This window comes from Paenarthrobacter sp. 4246 (assembly GCF_040546855.1).
Taxonomy (GTDB): domain Bacteria; phylum Actinomycetota; class Actinomycetes; order Actinomycetales; family Micrococcaceae; genus Arthrobacter.
Window position 1 is genome coordinate 118,845 of sequence record NZ_JBEPOP010000007.1, and the last position, 18,751, is coordinate 137,595.

23 protein-coding genes are annotated in these 18,751 nt (G+C 62.6%); 6 read left to right on the forward strand and 17 right to left on the reverse strand.

The features are described 5' to 3' along the window. Nucleotides 1-56 precede the first annotated feature (56 nt). From ABIE35_RS14625 to ABIE35_RS14635, 3 genes are all read left to right on the forward strand, one after another. Nucleotides 57-1,073: an SPFH domain-containing protein gene (locus tag ABIE35_RS14625; protein WP_354515981.1), complete on the forward strand. Its 1,017-nt coding sequence runs from the start codon at nt 57-59 to the stop codon at nt 1,071-1,073. A gap of 9 nt (nt 1,074-1,082) precedes the next feature. Next, a complete protein-coding gene (locus ABIE35_RS14630; protein WP_354515983.1) occupies nt 1,083-1,985 on the forward strand; it encodes a diacylglycerol kinase catalytic domain-containing protein in 903 nt (300 codons plus the stop codon). Nucleotides 1,986-2,076: 91 nt separating this feature from the next. Then, nucleotides 2,077-3,024: a hypothetical protein gene (locus ABIE35_RS14635; RefSeq protein ID WP_354515985.1), complete on the forward strand. Its 948-nt coding sequence runs from the start codon at nt 2,077-2,079 to the stop codon at nt 3,022-3,024. Here the strand turns inward: ABIE35_RS14635 and ABIE35_RS14640 are convergent. Genes ABIE35_RS14640 through ABIE35_RS14650 form a run of 3 tightly spaced genes read right to left on the reverse strand, consistent with a single transcriptional unit; the run spans nt 3,021 to nt 4,708 of the window. Next, on the reverse strand, nt 3,021-3,524 hold the full coding sequence (locus tag ABIE35_RS14640) for a GNAT family N-acetyltransferase (protein WP_354515987.1): 504 nt from the start codon (nt 3,522-3,524) through the stop codon (nt 3,021-3,023). The two genes, ABIE35_RS14635 and ABIE35_RS14640, sit on opposite strands and share 4 nt — an antisense overlap. A 17-nt stretch (nt 3,525-3,541) precedes the next feature. Continuing rightward, nucleotides 3,542-3,889 carry a hypothetical protein gene (locus ABIE35_RS14645; RefSeq protein WP_354515989.1) on the reverse strand — a complete coding sequence of 116 codons (348 nt, stop codon included), beginning with the start codon at nt 3,887-3,889 and terminating at the stop codon, nt 3,542-3,544. Nucleotides 3,890-3,934: 45 nt separating this feature from the next. Beyond that, nucleotides 3,935-4,708, reverse strand: a complete 774-nt coding sequence (locus ABIE35_RS14650; RefSeq protein ID WP_354515991.1) for a class I SAM-dependent methyltransferase — start codon at nt 4,706-4,708, stop codon at nt 3,935-3,937. A gap of 73 nt (nt 4,709-4,781) precedes the next feature. On the opposite strand from ABIE35_RS14650, the gene ABIE35_RS14655 reads away from it, so the two are divergent. Further along, nucleotides 4,782-5,180: a hypothetical protein gene (locus ABIE35_RS14655; RefSeq protein WP_354515993.1), complete on the forward strand. Its 399-nt coding sequence runs from the start codon at nt 4,782-4,784 to the stop codon at nt 5,178-5,180. Nucleotides 5,181-5,308: 128 nt separating this feature from the next. After that, on the forward strand, nt 5,309-7,144 hold the full coding sequence (gene ggt / locus ABIE35_RS14660) for a gamma-glutamyltransferase (RefSeq protein ID WP_354515995.1): 1,836 nt from the start codon (nt 5,309-5,311) through the stop codon (nt 7,142-7,144). A 34-nt stretch (nt 7,145-7,178) separates the two neighbouring features. On the opposite strand, the gene ABIE35_RS14665 is transcribed toward ggt, so the two are convergent. The 14 genes from ABIE35_RS14665 to ABIE35_RS14730 all read right to left on the reverse strand — a co-directional run bounded on the left by ABIE35_RS14665 (nt 7,179) and on the right by ABIE35_RS14730 (nt 17,922). Continuing rightward, nucleotides 7,179-7,364, reverse strand: coding sequence for a hypothetical protein (locus ABIE35_RS14665; protein WP_354515997.1), 186 nt, complete (start codon nt 7,362-7,364; stop codon nt 7,179-7,181). A 31-nt stretch (nt 7,365-7,395) separates the two neighbouring features. Further along, nucleotides 7,396-8,079, reverse strand: a complete 684-nt coding sequence (locus ABIE35_RS14670) for a hypothetical protein (RefSeq protein WP_354515999.1) — start codon at nt 8,077-8,079, stop codon at nt 7,396-7,398. 1 nt (nt 8,080) lies between these two features. Then, on the reverse strand, nt 8,081-8,806 hold the full coding sequence (locus ABIE35_RS14675) for a hypothetical protein (RefSeq protein ID WP_354516001.1): 726 nt from the start codon (nt 8,804-8,806) through the stop codon (nt 8,081-8,083). 11 nt (nt 8,807-8,817) lie between these two features. After that, a complete protein-coding gene (locus ABIE35_RS14680) occupies nt 8,818-9,528 on the reverse strand; it encodes an ABC transporter ATP-binding protein (RefSeq protein WP_354516003.1) in 711 nt (236 codons plus the stop codon). Then, nucleotides 9,525-11,198, reverse strand: a complete 1,674-nt coding sequence (mpaP, locus tag ABIE35_RS14685; RefSeq protein ID WP_354516005.1) for a daptide biosynthesis intramembrane metalloprotease — start codon at nt 11,196-11,198, stop codon at nt 9,525-9,527. The genes ABIE35_RS14680 and mpaP overlap by 4 nt, the downstream gene beginning before the upstream one ends. Next, entirely contained in the window at nt 11,195-12,385 is a 1,191-nt protein-coding gene (locus tag ABIE35_RS14690; protein ID WP_354516007.1) for a YcaO-like family protein, read from the reverse strand. Before ABIE35_RS14690 ends, mpaP begins: the two co-directional genes overlap by 4 nt. After that, a complete protein-coding gene (mpaM, locus tag ABIE35_RS14695; protein WP_354516009.1) occupies nt 12,382-13,200 on the reverse strand; it encodes a daptide-type RiPP biosynthesis methyltransferase in 819 nt (272 codons plus the stop codon). Before mpaM ends, ABIE35_RS14690 begins: the two co-directional genes overlap by 4 nt. An 83-nt stretch (nt 13,201-13,283) precedes the next feature. Continuing rightward, on the reverse strand, nt 13,284-13,421 hold the full coding sequence (locus ABIE35_RS14700) for a daptide-type RiPP (RefSeq protein ID WP_157731903.1): 138 nt from the start codon (nt 13,419-13,421) through the stop codon (nt 13,284-13,286). A 44-nt stretch (nt 13,422-13,465) separates the two neighbouring features. Continuing rightward, nucleotides 13,466-13,591, reverse strand: a complete 126-nt coding sequence (locus ABIE35_RS14705) for a daptide-type RiPP (protein WP_256378406.1) — start codon at nt 13,589-13,591, stop codon at nt 13,466-13,468. A 51-nt stretch (nt 13,592-13,642) separates the two neighbouring features. Then, nucleotides 13,643-13,786 (reverse strand): daptide-type RiPP, encoded by a 144-nt coding sequence (locus tag ABIE35_RS14710; RefSeq protein ID WP_157731905.1) that lies wholly within the window; start codon nt 13,784-13,786, stop codon nt 13,643-13,645. A gap of 4 nt (nt 13,787-13,790) precedes the next feature. After that, complete coding sequence (mpaC, locus tag ABIE35_RS14715) at nt 13,791-15,005, reverse strand: daptide-type RiPP biosynthesis dehydogenase (protein WP_354516012.1); 1,215 nt, start codon at nt 15,003-15,005, stop codon at nt 13,791-13,793. Further along, nucleotides 15,002-16,291 carry a daptide-type RiPP biosynthesis aminotransferase gene (gene mpaD, locus ABIE35_RS14720; protein WP_354516013.1) on the reverse strand — a complete coding sequence of 430 codons (1,290 nt, stop codon included), beginning with the start codon at nt 16,289-16,291 and terminating at the stop codon, nt 15,002-15,004. The genes mpaC and mpaD overlap by 4 nt, the downstream gene beginning before the upstream one ends. After that, a complete protein-coding gene (mpaB, locus tag ABIE35_RS14725; RefSeq protein ID WP_354516015.1) occupies nt 16,291-17,313 on the reverse strand; it encodes a daptide biosynthesis RiPP recognition protein in 1,023 nt (340 codons plus the stop codon). Before mpaB ends, mpaD begins: the two co-directional genes overlap by 1 nt. A gap of 228 nt (nt 17,314-17,541) precedes the next feature. Beyond that, nucleotides 17,542-17,922: a hypothetical protein gene (locus ABIE35_RS14730; RefSeq protein WP_354516016.1), complete on the reverse strand. Its 381-nt coding sequence runs from the start codon at nt 17,920-17,922 to the stop codon at nt 17,542-17,544. Nucleotides 17,923-18,161: 239 nt separating this feature from the next. Here ABIE35_RS14730 and ABIE35_RS14735 point away from each other — a divergent pair, with 239 nt between their 5' ends. Beyond that, nucleotides 18,162-18,737 carry a hypothetical protein gene (locus tag ABIE35_RS14735; protein ID WP_354516018.1) on the forward strand — a complete coding sequence of 192 codons (576 nt, stop codon included), beginning with the start codon at nt 18,162-18,164 and terminating at the stop codon, nt 18,735-18,737. Nucleotides 18,738-18,751: the final 14 nt, after the last annotated feature.

Consider the following 18,751-nt stretch of genomic DNA (forward strand, 5'->3'; position numbering starts at 1 on the left):
CGCCCTAGTGTGTAGTTATCGTCAAGTTGACGAAAATAAGTGAAAGCGAGAACATCATGGCCACCATCAAGCGCTACCCCTGGCTCAGCCACTTCCTCGGCAGCCCCACCGGTTACGTCGTCCACCTGCAAAAGGGCGCCGTCAAACACCAGGGCGTGGGCCAGGCTTTCTTCTTCCGCCCTGCGAACTCCGTGTTGAGCGAGGTTCCCGTGGACGACCAGGAACTGCCCACCCTCTTCCACGCCATCACCCGCGACCACCAGGACGTCAGCGTTCAGGCCAACGTGACCTACCGCTTCATCGATCCCGTGGCCGTCTCCACCCGGCTCGACTTCGGACTGCAAACCGCGGGCAAGGCGCCGGCCACCGGACGCGAGCAGGTCTCCACGATCATCGGCCAGCTATGCCAGAGTCACGCGATCGACCAGATCGCCACCACCACCCTCGCCGAGGCACTCGAACGCGGAGTCAGCCAACTCCGTTTGGTCCTCACGGAGGCTCTGCGGGCAGATGCCAGGCTGCAGTCCACGGGCATCGAAATCCTCGGCGTCCAGGTACTGGCAGTCCGGCCCGAGGCCGACGTCGAGCGCGCCCTGCAGACTCCGGTCCGTGAGCAACTTCAAGCCGAAGCGGACCGCGCTGTGTACGAGAGGCGGGCAGTCGCCGTCGAACGTGAACGTACTATCTCCGAGAACGAGATGGCCAGCCAGATCGAACTCGCCGTACGGCGTGAGAACCTGGTGGCCCAAGAAGGCGCGAACGCCCGCCGCGCCGCAGAAGAGAAGGCCGCCGCTGGTTTGATTGAAGCGCAAGGTTCTGCTGAACGACAGGGTATTGGCGCAGCGGCTGAGGCAAACCAGATTCGTCTTGTTGGTGAAGCAGCCGCAGCCCGCGAGGCCGCCACCATGGAGGTCTACCGTGGCATGGAGCAGGCCACCCTGCTGGCCCTGGCGCTGAAGGACGCTGCCGGAAGCCTGCCGAACATCGGGAACCTGACCATCACACCGGACCTGCTCAGCGGAGCACTTACCGGACTGTTCAAGGAACCCGCCACAACTGAGCTCACCAAGTAAGGACCCATCATGGCCACCCCGCGCATCGTCATCGTCCACCGGCGGACCGAACTCCAGGAACTCCTGGACAGGCACGCCACCCGCGGCCAGGCCGAGTTCTTCCTCAGCACCCGCGGCCGCAGCATCCAGGACGCGCAGGAGCGTCACGACCACCTCACCGCAGCCTTGGCAACCGTCCGCGCTGCCGTACCGTCCGACTGGCGGCAGGCCGAAGTGGAACGCGCAGACCTCAGCCGCTTCCTGCTCACGGCGGAGGACATCATCGCCGTGGTGGGGCAGGACGGGCTGGTGGCAAATGTCGCCAAGTACCTGAACGGGCAGCCGGTCATCGGCATCGACCCGGAGCCCGGCGCCAACCCCGGAGTCCTGGTCCGCCACACACCGGCCGCGGCCGCTGCACTCCTGGCCACTGGCGACGTAGGGCGACTGCGCTGCCAGGACCTCACCACCGTGACGGCAACGCTCGACGACGGGCAGCACCTTTCGGCGCTCAACGAAGTTTTCGTCGGGCACGCCTCACATCAATCGGCAAAGTACACCGTGACGGCGCCTAGTTTCACCCAGCCCGGCGGGCAAACCGAGCGGCAATCGTCGTCGGGCCTTATCGTTTCCACGGGCACCGGCGCCACCGGCTGGTGCGCCTCGATCGCCCTGGAACGCGGCGGACGCGCACTGCCGGCACCCACCGATCCGCGGCTCGCGTGGTTCGTCCGCGAAGCATGGCCCTCCCCCGTCACGGGCGCCTCACTGACCGAAGGCGTACTCGAAGCCGGCGAGGTGCTGCGGATTACCGTGGCATCCGATCAGCTGGTGGTGTTCGGCGACGGCATGGAAGATGACCGGCTGACGGCGTCTTGGGGGCAGGAGATCACCGTTCAGTTGGGGAAGCGGCCGCTGCGGTTGGTTGTTTGAACCTTCGGATTAGTCCACTCGGTGTAGTATTGGCGGTTGGCCCTCCTCCTATAGGCGCGGGCACTCCAGTCAGACTCAAACGAGGAGCCTCGTGAGCCACCCCGAGCAAACTGCACAGCACTCCGTCCCGTCCGGGACGCCATCGAACACGGCCGCCCGGGACGCTCTGTGGGGGTGGTTGATCGGACTCCTCGGCGGCGTTCTTGGCCTGACCCCTTGGTGGATCACCGGAGCCACGCTGCCTCTTCAAAATCTGTGGGCAACGCAGGTGATGCCAGCGCAGATGCCGACAACCCTCCTGCCCCTGAGCCAGTACGAGGCGACCACCATCCTGGCACTCCTGACCGTTGGCGGCGCTGCAGCGGGTCTCGCAGTTCGCATCTGGTCACCCGACCGCCGTCGACTCGTCACGTGGTGCGCCCTATCCGGAGTCCTCGTGGTGCACTTCGCCGCCACCATCCAGTCGTTCGTGGTACTCAGGGAGGGGCTCTTGCCCGGAAGCCTGTCGGACCTCTACTTCGGCGGACTTTTGGCCGGCGTCATCGGTTGCGTGCTTGCAGCGCTGCTCGCGTTATTGCTGATCGCTTCACCTTCAACCGCAAAAGCCACCATCGGTTTCGGGCTTATGGCCATCCCGGTCACGTCGTGGGCCGTGGTGTGGGTGGTGAGCACGGTGGGCTTCCTCAGCGTTCCCGCTGCCGTACCCACTGTTGCGCGATGGGTCCCAGCCGTTCTGGTGGGTTGCGCGCTGGCCTGGTGCGGACTCCGGCCGCCCCGCCGAACCGTTGCCTGGGTGCTCAACCTCGTATTCCTGTGGCTGCTTCCGGCACTTTTCACCGCGGTCCAATCAGTCCTAGGAACACGGGTGCTGGCAGGAAACATCCCCGAGATGCTCTCGATGGGACGCGATGTCTTCGGGCGGGCCCTCGGCCCCGACGGAGCGGCACTGCCGACGATTTTGCTGGCCCTGGCCATAGGACTGACGGGTGTTGGCGCCCGAGTTGTTGTTGCGCGTCGGAACTCCCCGGCAGTGGGCTAGTTCGCTTGCAAGGTGCGGACCATCCGGATGTCACTTACGCCGTCGTCGACCTTTACCGCTCCGTCGGCAATGAATCCGTTCTTCCGGTAGAAGGCTTGGGCTCGCGGATTCGGGTCGGCCACCCACAACACAGCAGGTGCGGAAGGGCTGATCACAGCGTTGAGAAGCGCCGCTCCCACGCCCGAGCCGTGGGTCGAGGCATAGGCGTAAAGGACGTACAACTCCTGCGGCTCCTCAGGAAGATCAGATGAGGGACCTGACATGGCAATGCCGATAAACCTATCCTCATGCAAGGCGACGGCGACATTGTTCTTTTCATAGCGGGGATCAGTCAGCGCTGCGGTCCAGAACTTCTCCCGCCACTCCAGGAGACCGGGATCGTTCAGCTCGGAGTCGCTCATCAAGCCCCGGTAGGTTTCGCGCCACGTATCCACATGCACTTTTGCCATGTCGAGCGCATCCGCAGGCTCGGCACGACGCACGTCAAAGTTGATTGCCATGGCTCCACGGTACCTACTCAGCGGTTCGGTACCACCACCACCTGAACGTCGTCTTCGTAGAGGACACGTCCTGGCGTTGATGAACGAAGTTCTTCCCATTGCACCCCGTGGCGATCCAACAACGCCAGATAGCCGGGGACCCTGTCCAGTAAATGCACGGCACTCGTCTTGAACCACGCTTGGGCGTGGAGATTGATGGTGCGGTCATAAACTGTGGGATCAACGAGGTTGGGATCGGGATAGGCGGAGTCGTACCAGGCATTCGCGTCCCGCCACCAACGATGGTCCTCTTCGCTTAGCTTTCCGTCCTTCGCCAGTCCGTTAGCCAGGCCAAATATGCCGACGTGGATACCGCGCGTATTCACTTGTGTTGACTGGTATCTGACGAATTCAGGGGCGGTATCTATGCGTCACTCCTTCGTTTGGTCAAGTGAGCGAAGCTTGAAAATGATGATTCCGAGGTACTTGTTCATCCATGCCAGCTTGTGGGGATGGCGGCGGCCCGCATCCTCAGATAGTTGCGGTTCAGCGGCGGTCTCTATCCATAGGCCCGCAGCACTAAAGATATTGAGCAAATCAGAGACCGTGTAAGAACGCTTTGTCAGTGCAATGCGTTCATTCCATCCGCTGCGATAGGAGAACGTAGTACCCGAGAAGTACTCCTCACCCAACGACGTGGAGTTTTCTTCAGCTCGCTCCAGGGCATATCGGATCGGCTGCGTTCTGGTCAACAGAATGTAGCCGTCATCTTTCAAAAGCGATTTGGCCTCCCGGAGGGTGCGGACCGGGTCAGGCGTGTATCCGAACGACTGGAGGAACAGAATGCGATCGAACTTCCGTTGCGCCAGTTCAGGAATCGCTGCCAAGTCTGACAAGTCGCCGTTGATGAGTTCCAGGCCTGGGGGTCTATCAGCGACAAAGTTCCCGCTGATATCGACACCAATCGAGGCAACGGCTCCGTCGTGAACCAGTACAACGAGCTTCCCCCCATTGCCGCAGCCAAGATCCAGCACGGAGCGCCCTGAAACGTCTCCCAAAATTTCGCGCTGAGCCGGCCACTCCACCAATCGGTCCAGCGAGTCCTCGCGAGCCCGGGCCTTTTCGTAGTCCGGCGCGAGATGGACCCACGGCTTCCCGGCCTCACGCAACGTGCCTCGCATGTCTTGGTCGTCTGGCCTCGTCATCCTAGGAACGATACCTTCTCGCTACCCGGTGTACCGTTGCGTCGACGTAGTGGTTCCAGCCAGAGAGGCATCCATGGCAGCAAAGATTGAAGAGATCATCAGGCACGTTCTACAGGATGTGAGGTCCAGCGGTCTTGAGGAACCAGGCGTCGAAGATCTTGCTTGGAACGACGACCCTCAGGCACTCTCGGCAATGATTTACAGCGTCCGCGACTCATCGGGACAAGGTGTGTCGGTCAGGCGCGACCTACCACGGGCCGAACAGTTGGTATCAGTAGCGGACCAGGTCCAGGAATGGGTGATCGAAGAAAACGGCCCCACCAACAGCAATTGGCCCCAGTGTCCTTGGCATCCCAACAATCACCCCATGGCCGCTCAACTGGTAGGCGCCCAAGGCGTTTGGGCCTGCCCCGTTCTCCGAACCCCCGCAGCCATCATCGGTGATCTCCGTGTAAAGGGAGCGGACGAATAGGCTCACTCGAGCCTCGCCTTACCCCCAAACCCACCCGAATGACAACCGTTGTCCCCTTGCAGCGCCCCGGGGTAGGGTGACCGGACCGTCCACCCACATCACCGTCTGGAACAACTCTGGGAGGAACCATGACACATGTGAGACGTCAGCTGGCCGCTGTAACGGCAGCCTTGGCCCTAACGGCGACGAGCGGGGCGATGGCCAGTCCCGCCTTCGCCGATCCGCGCTCAACCGACAAGAACGCAACGGCCACCGGCTACGGGGGTGCCGTGAGCACCGTGGATCCCGAGGCTTCCGCGGCCGCCATTGAAGTACTGAAGAGGGGCGGCAACGCGGCAGACGCCGCGGTCGCAGCGGCAGCCACCCTCGGCGTCACCGAACCGTACAGCGCCGGCATTGGAGGCGGCGGCTACTTCGTGTTCTACGACGCGAAGACCAAGCAAGTGGGCACCATCGACGGTCGTGAAACCGCTCCGGCCGGCATGCCCAACGACGCTTTCATTGACCCTGCCACCAAGCAGCCCTACAAGTTCACGCCCGACCTGGTCACCAGCGGCGTCTCCGTTGGGGTCCCCGGCACCCCTGCCACCTGGGAACGCGCGCTGGAACGTTGGGGAACCTTGGACTTAGGCGAAGCCTTGAAGCCCGCCATCAAGGTAGCCAACCGCGGCTTCGTGGTGGATGAGACTTTCCGCCAGCAGACCCTGGACAACAAGGTCCGCTTTGACGCTTTCACTTCAACCCGGGACCTGTTCCTTCCCGGTGGTGACGCTCCCGCCGTCGGAAGTGTCTTCCAGAACCACGACCTCGCCGCGACGTACCGGCTGCTCGCCAAGGAGGGCACCGACGCCTTCTACGGAGGTCCGCTCGCAGAGGAGATCGCCAAGACCGTGCAGGCGCCGCCGAAGACCGCGGAAACCAGGCTTCCCGTCCCGGTGGGGTTCATGACCACCCAGGATCTAGCCAACTACAAAGCGCTGGACCAGGACGCCACCAAAGTGGAGTACCGCGGCTATGACGTCTACGGCATGGCTCCGTCCAGCAGCGGCGGCACCACGGTGGGCGAGGCGCTGAACATCCTGGAAAACTACAACCTCAAGGGCATGAAACCCGCAGATGCCCTGCACCACTACTTCGAGGCCAGCTCGCTCGCCTTCGCGGACCGCGGCGCCTACGTGGGTGATCCCGCCTTCGTGAATGTCCCCACCGGTACTTTGCTGAACGATGTGTTCGCCAAGGAACGCTCCTGCGAAATCGATCCGACTGCGGCCGCTCCCAAACCTGTCGCCCCCGGCAACATAGAAACGTACGACGGCGCGTGCCCGGCTGCCGCGGCGCCCCTCGCCAATGAAACGGATACAGAGAACATCTCGACGACGAACCTGACCGTCGCCGACAAGTGGGGCAACGTAGTGGAGTACACGCTGACCATCGAGCAGACCGGTGGTTCGGGAATTGTTGTTCCGGGCCGGGGTTTCCTGCTGAACAATGAGTTGACTGACTTCAGCACGGTTTACGATCCGAAGGATCCCAATCGGATTGAGCCGAACAAGAGGCCTCGTTCATCAATGTCTCCCACCATCATTTTGAAGGACCAAAAGCCATTCCTGGCACTGGGATCCCCCGGTGGATCGACCATTATCACCACGGTGCTGCAGACCATCCTGAACCGCGTCGACCTGGGGATGACAGTCTCCGAGGCCCTTGCTGCGCCACGGGCTGCACCTCGAAATGGAGCGACTGTCAGTTCCGAGCCCGCCTTCATTGACGCCTACGGTCCTGCACTGGAGTCGTTGGGCCACGACCTGGTTCCGGCGGGTGATGCCTTCACGTCGGCGGCGGAGATCGGGGCAGCGACGGCCATCGAATTTGGCAAGGACGGACAGATGACCGCGGCTGCCGAGCCGACCAGGCGCGGTGGTGGTTCGGCGCTAGTGGTAAAACCGGTCAAACCCGGCAGATAGCTCCTTCGTCAGGGGCGGGCTTCGTCCGGCAAAGTCACGATGGGCGGTTGTTCTTGAGCTCCCAGCTGTATCTCCACACCATGACCACTGATGCGGCCGACATGATGATTCCGGTGATTATGGACCACGGCGATTGGCTTTGGTTGGAGACAAAGATCGAGACAGCATAGGCAGCGAGCACCAGGGCCAACAGCAGCCAGATCAAGGGTTTGCGGTTCATTGTTGTATTCCTTAGGGAAGGGGTTGAACAGTCAGGCGAGGTCGCGCTTCAGGAAGACGCCGAAGGCTAGTGCTGTGACTACTAAAAGCCAGCTCGCTGCTCCGAGGTAAGAGCCCCAAGCCGGTATGTTGACAGCTGTTTGATTTGCCCAGTCGGCGGCGAGGACCGGGAAGAAGGTCGTATCCGGTCCCACCAGCATCTCCGGGAGCAGCAGGGAAAGGGGCACGCCGAACAGGCTCACCAGGTGGTTGCGGATGAGGGAACCCGCTGCGAACCCCCACACCGATCCCATGGCGGCAAGTCCCGCGAAGGCCGGGACAACGGTCAAGCTCACGTGCCACGATTCATCCAGTAGTTTCCCGGACAGGACAAAGATCAGGCCAACTACTGCGCCGCTGATCAGGGCAGCCAGTGATGTAGAGGCTGCCCGGCCCAGGAACGCCGGACTCCGCTGGAACAGGAGAACCCGGCGGATGAAACAACCAGTGCGGTAGTCGGAGGTAAAGGCGAAAGAGCCCACCACCGCGGCCGCAGTCAGCGTGAGCGTCAGGCCTGCTTCCACCAAGGGCTCGTCGAAGCCCTCCATGGACGGGCGGGGTTCAAGCGCTGCGGCAACAAGCATCAAGGCCATAAAGCCCAGCACCAGCGCGGCGCCAACACCCGAGCCCTTCCACAGCCACGGGCGCCGAAGATCCGAGAGGAATGCGGACGCCACGTCAAAGCTCCTTCCGGCGAAGGGACCACACGGCGCCAAAGCCTGCGAACAGCAGCCATCCCACGGACACGAAAAACGCCGCACTGGGTTCAAGTAGGCCCTGAAAGGGAACAGAAGCGATTCCCGCCAAAGCGCCGGACGGAAGCCAGCGGGCCATGTCCGGAGCGTTCGCAAGCAGCGGCAGTTCGACGGCGAGTGGAATCACCAACGTGAGGATCGTCGTCGCGTAGTAGTGCTGAAAGATCCACCCCAGGGAGCAACCCCAGACGGCAGCGAGAGCCGAGGCCACCAACACCCCCGGCAACAGTCCCAGCGACTCCGGGGCCACGAGCTGCGAGGCAACATCCGGTGGCAGCGAGAAGGCGATGGTTCCACCCCACACCAGGATTCCTGTGGCTACGGAGCCGATTCCCACCACCACCGCGGCAACGTATTTACTCAGCAGCACGTTCGTCATTCCGGCTGTCACCACGGTGCGGCGGAGCGTCCCGTAATAGGCTTCGCGGGTGACCAGATAGCTTCCGGCAAACGTGGCGACCGGCGCAATGCTCGCGGCCAGTGACCAGAAGATCCTGATGTTGTCCGAAACCGACAAAGCACCCGAACTGTCCGGCCAGCCAAGGAAGTTGGCCACGAACCACGGCACCAGCGCACTGAACGCCACGATGCCCAGGATGGAGTATCCGCTGACGTATCTGAGGAGCTCGGATCGGATGCCGCTGGTCAATACGCCACCGTTCATTGGGCACCCGCCAGAATCTTGAAGTACGCGGTCTCCAGGCTGCCGCCACCAATTGCTTTGGCCTCCTCCAAGGTTCCGCGGAACAGGACCCTTTGCTTGAGGATGACAACCTGGTCCGCCACTTGTTCCAGTTCCATCAGTTGGTGGCTTGAGACCAGCGCGCTTCCACCGGTGCCAGCGAACTCCCGCAAAAAGCGTCGCAACCATTGAATGCCCTCGGGGTCCAGTCCGTTGGCGGGCTCGTCGAGGACAAGCAACTGGGGATTACCAACCAACGCCGAGGCAATCCCCAGGCGTTGCTTCATGCCCAGCGAGTAGTCCCGGACCTTCTTGTTGGCTTCGCCGGCCAGATCCACCTGCTCCAGAACCCGTTCCACGTTTTCGCTGTCCACACCGGCGGCGAGCTGGCAGATCTGCAGGTGCCGACGCCCCGTCAGCCCAGGCTCGACGTCCATCCCGTCCAAGTTCACGCCCACCCTGCCGGCGGGCCTGCGGAGGGATCGGTAGTCCACGCCGAATACAGTTGCGCGACCGGATGTCGCCTCCACCAGACCTGTGAGGCCGGCGAGCGCGGTACTTTTCCCCGCGCCGTTGGGGCCGATTAGTCCCACAACCCGCCCCGCGGGAACATCAAACGTCAGGCCCTCGACGGCGAAACGTGCGCCCCGTTTTTTGCTGAACTGCTCAAAACTGGCGTGAATTGTCATGGCTGCCCTTTCGTGGAGTCTGCAGTTGGCCCGGCTTGCCCGGCCGGCCACAGGGGTGAGCTGGTGATGGACGCCCAGAGCCACTCCCCTAGGTTGGTCTGGTGTTGGCTGGCTATTTCGGCCCGCCCGGAGGCCGAAAGATTAGTTCCTGATTCCAAGTGGCCGGAGAAGGCAATCACCGGAAGGCTGTCGCCTGCGAGGGCTACGGGGACCAGCGTGTCCAGCGGTGCCATGGAGTTCGACGGCGGTTGGTCACCGATGGTTGCCCGGCCCAGGTTTTCGTGAAGGATCATCCCTTGCGATTGCAGCGTGACTGTGTCTCCGGGGGACAGTGCCCGGGACGGACCTTGGACCGGCATCACGATCTTCAGCTGACCGCCCTGGTAGGTGTACCCAGCTACGGTCACCGCCCTGACGGGGACGATCGCCAGGAGCACCCCGACGGTCAAAAGCCCCAGCACCACCACCAGGATCCGCCTCCAGCGCGGACTCCCCTTGGCGGCCGCAGCCTGAAAGAACCGGATCACTCCCCTGAGTGCCATGACGAGCAATAGGCACAGGACCGCGAGGACCACCAGATGTCCCACGAATCCCAATTGAAGGAAGACCGGCACCAGGCGTTGGTAGCCGATCACCATGAAGGCTATTCCGGCAACAAAACTGGCGAGTCCAAACCATGGGAGCAGGCCGCCGCGGCCCAGCGCGCGTCGGGATCCGAGGACCCGGAAGCTGACCACATCGGCCAAGGCATCCAAGGACTTCTTACGGAGGTGGGGAATGTCCACGGCAGACATCAAAGCCACATAGCCGTCCAGCTTGATGAAAGGGAAGAGGTTCAGCACGGCCACTGCATAGCAAATGACGCCATAAAGGACCGCGGCATCCTTCACCGATGACTCAGGAAGCAGCGCTTGGCCAGCCAGGACCATGCTGCCCAGAGCCACGTGGACCAAGGGCCCTGCCAAGGCAACCAGCACTCGTTGCTTGCTGCTCAACCGCCACCCATCCGTCACATCGCAGAAGAACGCAGGCGAGAGATAGAACAGCATGATCCCAATGCGACGCGGTGTCCCACCGAAGTATGTGAGCGCCATGCCGTGGCCCAGTTCGTGCAGGAGCGTCGACACGAACATCGCAGCCACCACGTACAGGTACGCCTCCACCGGAAGCGGCGTCGAAAGGACCCTCCACATACTGGGACCCGCAATGAACGCACCCACTAATCCGCTGAGAAGCAGCAACAGGGCCAGCGCGGCCATGCCGGGACGTGCCATGGCCGCCACCATCGGCCGGAAGAACTGCAGCAAGGGGGCGGGATTGAACAGGGTGAACTGCACTGTCAGTGGCGGCCTGAACTGGACCCGTCGTACCGCAACGGGCGCCGCACCGCCGTCGAATATTCCTGTGTGCGCCAACTGGCGGACGATCCCCGCCACATCCTGGGCTGTCCACGGAGACCCGAGAAAATGCGCCACTTGGGCCGGATCCTTCTTGCCATCCACTGCTTTGAGGACATTTGCGACGTCGGCGGAGATGCGCGCTTTCGGCACACCGTTAATGGCTACGATCCAAGGGCCGGCAGCCGCCAGCGGCGCATCGATGGACCCCGACGGGGAAAGCTGCACTGGCCACTCGATCGCCCCGTCAGTGGGCACTTTGAGCCTGCTCATATCAGCGGGTGCGGGGTGGAGAAATGGCCGGGCAGGAACAGTCCTTTGGTTTCGTCCATGGTGAGGGGAACGGTGCCGGGGCAGATCGCTTTTCCGGCCACCCAGCCCATCTCCTGGATTGCCGCGGGCAGCCTGTGGGTGAGGCTCACCCAGTGCGTTTGGATGTCCCTCCCCGCGAGGTATCGCACCAGAGTTTCAACGTCCGGCGCGGGTTGGATTTCGGGGAGATCCGCCGGATGGAAGGACCGGACCCACCGGAGCAACCCGTGAATGGCGGCGGGCGTAGTCCAGAAGTCGGCCCGGGAATCGTCATCCGTCACCGCCGCGGGAGACTGCGGACGGGAGCGGGTTTGGAACAGCTCCCGGATTTGGAGTCCTTCCTGAAGTGCTCCACGCAAAGCGGACACAGGATGGGCGGCTGCTTTGAGCCCTACCGCACCAAAACGGGCCTCGTCAGCAATCACGCACACCGCCGTTACCAGCGGGCTGCCGTGCTGCGGGATGAAAGCCAACAACGGTTCGACGCCGGCAGACTTCGCCGCCCCGAGGAGCAAGAAGAGGCTCCGCCCCTCCGAAGTAGAACGGAACGCTTCGGGCAGAGACGCCACATCAAAGCTGAACAAGGGTGTCCGCTGGTGCCAAGCGGCCAGGAACGCATCCCGTTCCAGCACTTCCCCGATGCCCGCAATCTGCGCAAAGGCCTCCGATGGACCCGATGCTGCACCATTGGGAGACGGATCGAAGAAGCGGTCCCACGGATTCGCCTCCGTGTGGCCGGGGCAGTAGTCCACCACCGGCGCCGGAATATGCGAGGCCCTTCCGGTCAGAAGGTTGCTGGCCCGGTACCAGGGAAATTCGTAGGCGAGCGCAGATGGTCGCCCCAGTCCTGCCGTGATGAAGTCGATCCGCAGGTCCACACTCCCGGCCTCAGCAACGAGGTGCTCGGAATCCGCCGGCGCCGGGGCCAACGCAAACCGTTCCACAGCCTCTCCCGCACCCCGGGTGATGGAGTCGCGTTTCCTGACGTCAAAGGCCCCGACTGCGGAGGCGAACCCTGATTGCGATGCCCGCCCATGTGCCAGCACACCGGCGGTCCGCCACAGCCCAACCTCGTTGGGAACGTACACCGCCGACTCGGACACCAGGCCCAGCGACGGATCGAGGGTCCGTACAGGATCGATGCTCATACGCCGCACACCCACAGCTCAATGTCGTCCAGGCCAGGGGTTCGTGTGGCAATGCGGACCGGCCTGCGTTCCAGGATGGTCAAGCCCTCAGCAGTGATTTCTTCTTCGATGAGGCTGTTGCTGACGAACGCGATGTCGCTGGAGTACGCGGAAGATCGATACGTGCCGCCCTCACCGAAACTGACGTGGATCATGGTGACGTGGCGGGCACCGTTGGCTGGGTCGCGGCTTTCCGTGGTGATCAGGAACGAGTCCTTGCCCAACGGCGAAACTGTTGTGCCGCCGTCGTTGTCTTCTGACTCATGGTGGCTGTCCGCGTTCAGGACGGTCAGGAGGAACCGACCCTCCGGGCCCAGGCAGCGGCGGACCCTGCGGAACAACGCACGTCTGCCGTCCGGGTCAAGGAGAGTGATGGAACTGGCGCCCAGAACCACGCAACCGTATCCGCCGTCGAGCTCAAAGCTGGACATATCAGCCTCCACCATCTCCACCCGAACACCGCGCGGGTTGAAGGCCTGCGTTTCCACCTTCGTCTTGAGCAGGGCCAGCATCTCCCGCGAAGAGTCGACGGCGGTCAGCGGACGTCCCAGGGTGAGGAGGGGCCGGGTAATCCGCCCGGAACCGGCAGCCAACTCAAGGATGGGCCCCGCTGTTTTGCGCGCAGCGGTGAGGATCTCTGGCAGCTCCGTCAGGTCGTTGGCGGTGACAAGGTCATAGAGACGGGAGCCTGAAACGCTGTAAAGATCCTCTGGAGGATCCACGTGGCCCAGGACCCGCAGAACGGCGTCGGCGGTCTTATCTTTTGCGATGTTCATCAGCTCGTGTTCTCCGGGAGGTTGAGAGTGGTCCGGGGATGCACGCGGGTGGGACGGAACGAGGCACCACCCGCGTGCACCGGCTATGTGGCGGCGATTCCGACGACGATGCCGGCGATGATGATGACGTCACCAACCCGGATGTACCACGGTGTATCGTCCGGGGTGTCGAGGTTCTCCAGCTCTTCGATGGACAGCTGGAGCGTCGAGTTTGCGATCATTGGTTCCTCCTTCCTTGTTGTTGTGTGGATGCTGCAGACGGGCACTACGTGATGCTGACGGCGATGATGCCGATTGCGACTCCCTGCGAGACCCCGATGAACCAGTTCTGGAAGTCAGGGGTGTCCAGCGACTCGATTTCCTGGATGGAGATGTTGAGCTGTTTTTGCATTCGCGTTCACCTCCCTTCGCTGCTGCTGTGGTGTGGCTGCCAAGCTGGAGATCAGGTGATGGCGACGGCGATACCTACCAGTGCCAGTCCAGCTGAAATGCCCTTGATGCGTTCGTCCCAGTCATCCGGAACGTCCATGGGCTCCAGCTCCTGGATGTGGAGGTCCAGGCTCTTGAGTGCGTTGGTGCTGTTCATGTGTTCACCCCCTCTCTCCTGCCTCTCGTAGATTGCCCGTGGGGCCTGGCAAGATGTGGGGTCCTCCCGCAGCAGCGTTGAGGACGTGCTGGATCTGTGCGGCGTCGATGCCTCGCAGCATCGGAAGCCCGCCACCCCAGTTGCGGATGGACGCGTCCGTGGTGCGTACCAGGATTTCCTCGGTGATGGATGGGAGCCCCGTGATGCCCCACTGCCACATCAACTCGTCAATGCCCCGCCCGGGATCTGGATCCAGGGAAGGTTCCGTTGCCGTCACCATGTTCCAGAGGTGGTTGAGCCGTGTGGAATCGCCCCATCCTGCGGCACCCTCGCCGATTTCCTTCCAGATAGGGCCAATCAGCGAGGCCGTCGCCGTCATCTTCCGCGCGCCCGTGACATAGGCGAGCTCGTTCGCCACGTACCAGTGTTTGGCGCCGTAAGGGTTGCGCCCCATCAGCGCCCAGCCGGTGTGCGTTTCCATGCTCAGGCGGGCGGCGGCCAGCCTCAGCTCCGGAGCATCCTTGCGGGACAGCTGCTGCCCCAACTGCACTATCCGCCTGATGAGTGCATGGCCGTCGTCGTCAAACATGCTGTGGTGGCTGCCGATCATGGTCCCGGCCACCCGCAGAAATGCTTCAAGCAGCCCCTCGTAAACCAGCTGCTTGGGCAGGGTGGCGAAGTGTCCGGCGTCGAGCAGTGCAGCGTCACCTGTCAGGTGACGCGAGACAATCAAACGGCGTCCGACGGCGGTGTCCAGGCACGCTACTGCGCTGACTTCCGCGCCGGTCCCCACGGTGGACGGCATCAGTATGGTCTTGGGGCGTTCCTTGGGGTTGGTCACCGGCGGGAGGACCAGGAGGCCTGAGCGTTTGGCATGGCGTTCGGCGAAGATGGCCAGGCTCGGATCTGCGGTGAACAGCGCGGCGAGCTTGACCGCATCCAGGACTGAGCCTCCGCCGAGTCCGGCTACGGTCTGAAGTCCGTTTTCGCGGATGAAGCTGCCCACGGTCCGGACAGTTTCCACGGTGACAGGCGTTGCGTGCAGCTCCAGGACCGGTGCACCGTTGAGGTTGCCGGCCAACAGCTTGTCCCGGTGTCCTCCCAAGTGGCTGTCCACCACCAATCCCGTCCGTCCTCGTGTCAGGCCGCCGATGTACTTGGACGCCGTGCCGTCGTCGAGGATGACGCAGCGGGTCCGCCAGATGTGGTCGGCGATCATATGAAGACCCCATCTTTTTCGGCGGCGGCCAGGCCAGTTCTTATGGCGGCATGGAGTTCTTCAAAATTTTCCGGGGTGTACGTCAGCGCGGGCAGGAGTTGGATTCGTCCCGGCCCTGCTTGCACGATTGCCCCGGCTTCGTGGATGCGCCGTACTACGGCAAGGACGCCGTTTGATGAAAGGGGTGTTCCGTTGCGGGACAGCATTTTGATGGCCCTCATGCAGCCGCGGCCCGTGGAATTGCCTATGCCTCGAGTGTTTTGCAGGTCCTCGATGAGGTTGCTGAGGCCAGAGGCCACCTGCTTGGTCAGGGTGTTGTGGTCCAGTCGTTTCATCTCGGCGATGGTGCTGAGGATCGCCGCACACGTTGCCGGCGTGCCGGCCTGCGTTTCCCCGTGAACGAAGACGGACTCGTTCTTGTCGAAAGTCTCCGTGACCCGCTGTGCGATCAGAAGGGCGGCGCAGGCGCTGGTGCCGTTGGTCAGTCCTTTAGACGTCACGATGACGTCCGGCTGTTGGGGCCAGTCGTCCGACGCGAACCAGCCATTCACCCTGCCGAATCCGGTGGCTACCTCGTCGGCCACCACGAGGAAGCCGTGCTGGTCCCGGTATTTGATGACCGCTTCGATGAAAGCGGCCGGGACCGCTTCCGCCCCTGAACCCAGCACGGGCTCCATGACGACCGCTGCAACCCTGTGGCCTTCCCTGTGCATGAGCTGCGCCAGTTCCGCGCCGTCGTCGTCAAAACTGATGTGCCGGATGTTCCGCCGGTCCACTCCGTACACGGCTTGTCCCAGTTCGTCGCCGCTCAGTGCTTGGCTTCCGTACGTCAGCCCGTGATAGCTGCCCTTCAGCCCGACGACAAGTCTCCGGTCAGGCTGCCCGTCCAGGACGAAGTACTGGCGTGCCAGCTTCATCACGGCATCGTTGGCAGCGCCTCCGGAGGTAGAGAAGAGGACGCGCTGGAAGCTGTGGGACGGCAGGTTCACCAAGGCCTTGGAGGCTTCAATGGCCGCGCGATGAGCCGTGCGAAATAGCGGCAGGTAGGACGCCTTGCGGAGTTCCTGGGCTACGGCCTCAGCGATGTTCTCGTTTCCGTAACCCAGGTTGGTGTTCCAGAGCCCGCTCTTGGCGCATAGGCGTTGCCGTCCGTCGTTGAAGGTGACATGGACTCCGTTGGCACTGACCGCTGTGTGGCTTTCCCCTGCAAAGTCATGCTGGGAGACGAGTGGTACCCAGAGCGGAAGTTGGGTCCTGGGGGTGGGAAGGATCGGCACAACGGTCATCAGCGTGCACCAACAATGTCGATACCGAGTTGCCCAAACCGGTCAAGCACAGCATGGGCGGCTTCCTCGGCGAGCGCGGCTGGGACTTTGAGGGCCGGCGCTGCTGCGATGGCAGCTACCTTGACGTCGCGAAGGTTGGAAACGGCTTCGATAATGGCTGCGGCGTCTGGACCGATCTTGAAGAGACGCCCGGTTTTGGCGTCCAGGAGGGTATGGTCGTTCCCCTGCTTCAGGATGAAGGGAGCGTGTGCCGACGGCAGGCCATCCCGCAGCGCTGCGCCGTAGAGGCTGGCTCCGAATCCCACCAGCCTGGTGGCGGCACGGTCCTCGCGGGCTACGAACTTCCAGGCGTCCAACGCGGCCAGATAGCGGGCAATCCACGGTTTGGCGGCCAGCGACTCGTAGATGTCCCAGGGGTAGTAGGCCGCGGCAACGGCGGATTCCGGCCGGAGGGCGATGGACCTGATCCGCAGGTCAGCGAGAGCGTCCCCAACCGTGCCGATCTTGGTTCCGTAGGGTCCGCTGAGAACGGATCCACCCCACGTGATGTGGAGCCTGGCCAGAAGGAGATTGTCCTTCGGCGCCCCGCTCAGCAGTCCCCGCTCAGCCAGCACCGCATTGACCTCGGTAAGTTGCTGGACGAAGTGGCCTGTTCGGCAGGCTTCCTCGGCGTCGTCGAAGAAGGCCTGCCAGTCCTCTTTGGTGGTTATCCTGACCACGGTCACGCCCACCAGGTTCACGAACGGGATGGCCACATAGTCCTGGATTTCCAGGCTCAGCGTGCCGTCCACCAGGAGTTCTTCTCCTGCGACATCGAAGGCTCCCGTGACGGGCACAATGCCCGGGTCCGTGTTGTCCCCGTTGAGGACCAGGATGGTGGAGTCCTCGCCGGCCAGCGTCTTCGCGTAGCCGGTGTGGTCAGGATTCTCGACAAAAATGACGTGGCCCGGGATACGCCCCGGAATGCCGGTGATCCACTGATCCACAGCGGCGGCAATGCTCTGTTGCTGACTCAGCTTCAATGACCCAACCCCCAATAGTTGTGCACTCTTCTCCGGAGCGGCCCCGGCGATTTTCCGGGTGCTCGTTATGAGAAGGACACTATGGGCGGGCCGAAGGGCCACAGGGCGGAAAGCGGAAACTAGGTGGTGAATCGGCCGAAATTAGGGGTTATTTGGGGGCGTCTAGGTGGTGGTTGGGGGGTGGCCTAGGTGGTGGAAGAAACAGGGCCGGATCCCAAGAGATGGGGCTCAGTGCCCGGGCATCTCCAGGCAGCCACCGTCCATAATGCTGCCGCCGGTAGAAATGTCGACCTTGCCGTCGAGAGCCACGTATCCGAAGAGGCATCCGCCTTGCGGCGACGCTGCCCCAAACCGCACACCATTTCCGTTGTCATCCGTCTGCACCGCGTCCGTAAGTCCAACAGAGCCGAACGCTTCCACTACGGCAGGTGCGGTGGTGGGCTCGCTGAGTGATTCAAGTGCCTTTCGAGCGGGTTCAAGATAGGAATTGAGATGTTCCCGCATGTCCGGCGTCAGGGCTCTTCGCTGGCGGTACAGCTCGTTCGCCGCCATGGCCGCTTCAGGATCCACCACCACACAGTCCTCCGTCACCACCGGGATTCCCTCCACAGAGCGACACACTTGCGGGGGCGTGCTTGGTGTCGGAGCATCAGTCGGCGCCGTGCTCACCCCTCCCGGAATCGCACAGCTGGTGGTCCCCAGGATGGCTGCCATGATCAAACAAGACAGCAGTGTTTTGCGTAATTTTTTCCCCATCCAAGGACCCTACGGGACTTCAACAGTTCGGACCAGTCAATTCATCCATCGATTTTAGGTTGTCGCGAACCAGTCGCGGAGTAGCATGCCTTATGGAATCTTTCACCTGGGCAAAAGCCTCCCCCGATCACCCGGAGAAAACCAAGGTCGCTGTTCTGCTTCCCGGTTCCGGATATCCCGTGGAGGGTCCGGTCCTCTTCTGGGCTGGCGAAATGCTGGGATCTCTGGGCTGGCATGTTCAGGCCGTCCGGTGGACTGCTGACGATTCGCCCAGTGCTGCCCCTCACGAGTTCGCGGCCGAGGCTGCCGAGCAAGCTTTTGCCGCCTCACCCGCCGCCGATCAACGATTGATTGTCGCGAAGTCGTTCAGTACTTTGAGCATTCCGTGGGCCGAGGAAGCTCGCATCCCCGGCATCTGGCTGACACCACTGCTCACAGATGAGCGGGTCAGAAGCACCATCGGTGCTTCGTCGAAGGACGACCTTTTCATCGGTGGTTCGCAGGACAAACTGTGGGACGGCGGTCGTAAATCAGAGAGTGCAGGAACGTTCTTTGAAGTGCCTGGAGCCGACCACTCTTTGCAGATTCCGGACGATTGGCGGGCCTCCCAACAAGCCCAAGCTGAAGTGTTCACACGGGTTGAGGAGTTTGCCCTCGGGCTGGCCTAAACGCCAATATTCAG

Bases quoted from the DNA above. Each gene is read 5' to 3' on its own strand.
- ABIE35_RS14625 (WP_354515981.1), top strand. From the start codon at position 57: ATGGCCACCATCAAGCGCTACCCCTGGCTCAGCCACTTCCTCGGCAGC.
- mpaM (WP_354516009.1), bottom strand. From the start codon at position 13,200: ATGAACATCGCAAAAGATAAGACCGCCGACGCCGTTCTGCGGGTCCTG.
- ABIE35_RS14640 (WP_354515987.1), bottom strand. From the start codon at position 3,524: ATGGCAATCAACTTTGACGTGCGTCGTGCCGAGCCTGCGGATGCGCTC.
- ABIE35_RS14705 (WP_256378406.1), bottom strand. From the start codon at position 13,591: ATGCAAAAACAGCTCAACATCTCCATCCAGGAAATCGAGTCGCTGGAC.
- ABIE35_RS14665 (WP_354515997.1), bottom strand. From the start codon at position 7,364: ATGAACCGCAAACCCTTGATCTGGCTGCTGTTGGCCCTGGTGCTCGCT.
- ggt (WP_354515995.1), top strand. From the start codon at position 5,309: ATGACACATGTGAGACGTCAGCTGGCCGCTGTAACGGCAGCCTTGGCC.
- ABIE35_RS14655 (WP_354515993.1), top strand. From the start codon at position 4,782: ATGGCAGCAAAGATTGAAGAGATCATCAGGCACGTTCTACAGGATGTG.
- mpaP (WP_354516005.1), bottom strand. From the start codon at position 11,198: ATGAGCAGGCTCAAAGTGCCCACTGACGGGGCGATCGAGTGGCCAGTG.
- ABIE35_RS14700 (WP_157731903.1), bottom strand. From the start codon at position 13,421: ATGATCGCAAACTCGACGCTCCAGCTGTCCATCGAAGAGCTGGAGAAC.
- mpaD (WP_354516013.1), bottom strand. From the start codon at position 16,291: ATGACCGTTGTGCCGATCCTTCCCACCCCCAGGACCCAACTTCCGCTC.
- ABIE35_RS14710 (WP_157731905.1), bottom strand. From the start codon at position 13,786: ATGAACAGCACCAACGCACTCAAGAGCCTGGACCTCCACATCCAGGAG.
- ABIE35_RS14650 (WP_354515991.1), bottom strand. From the start codon at position 4,708: ATGACGAGGCCAGACGACCAAGACATGCGAGGCACGTTGCGTGAGGCC.
- mpaC (WP_354516012.1), bottom strand. From the start codon at position 15,005: ATGATCGCCGACCACATCTGGCGGACCCGCTGCGTCATCCTCGACGAC.
- ABIE35_RS14680 (WP_354516003.1), bottom strand. From the start codon at position 9,528: ATGACAATTCACGCCAGTTTTGAGCAGTTCAGCAAAAAACGGGGCGCA.
- ABIE35_RS14630 (WP_354515983.1), top strand. From the start codon at position 1,083: ATGGCCACCCCGCGCATCGTCATCGTCCACCGGCGGACCGAACTCCAG.
- ABIE35_RS14735 (WP_354516018.1), top strand. From the start codon at position 18,162: ATGGAATCTTTCACCTGGGCAAAAGCCTCCCCCGATCACCCGGAGAAA.
- ABIE35_RS14690 (WP_354516007.1), bottom strand. From the start codon at position 12,385: ATGAGCATCGATCCTGTACGGACCCTCGATCCGTCGCTGGGCCTGGTG.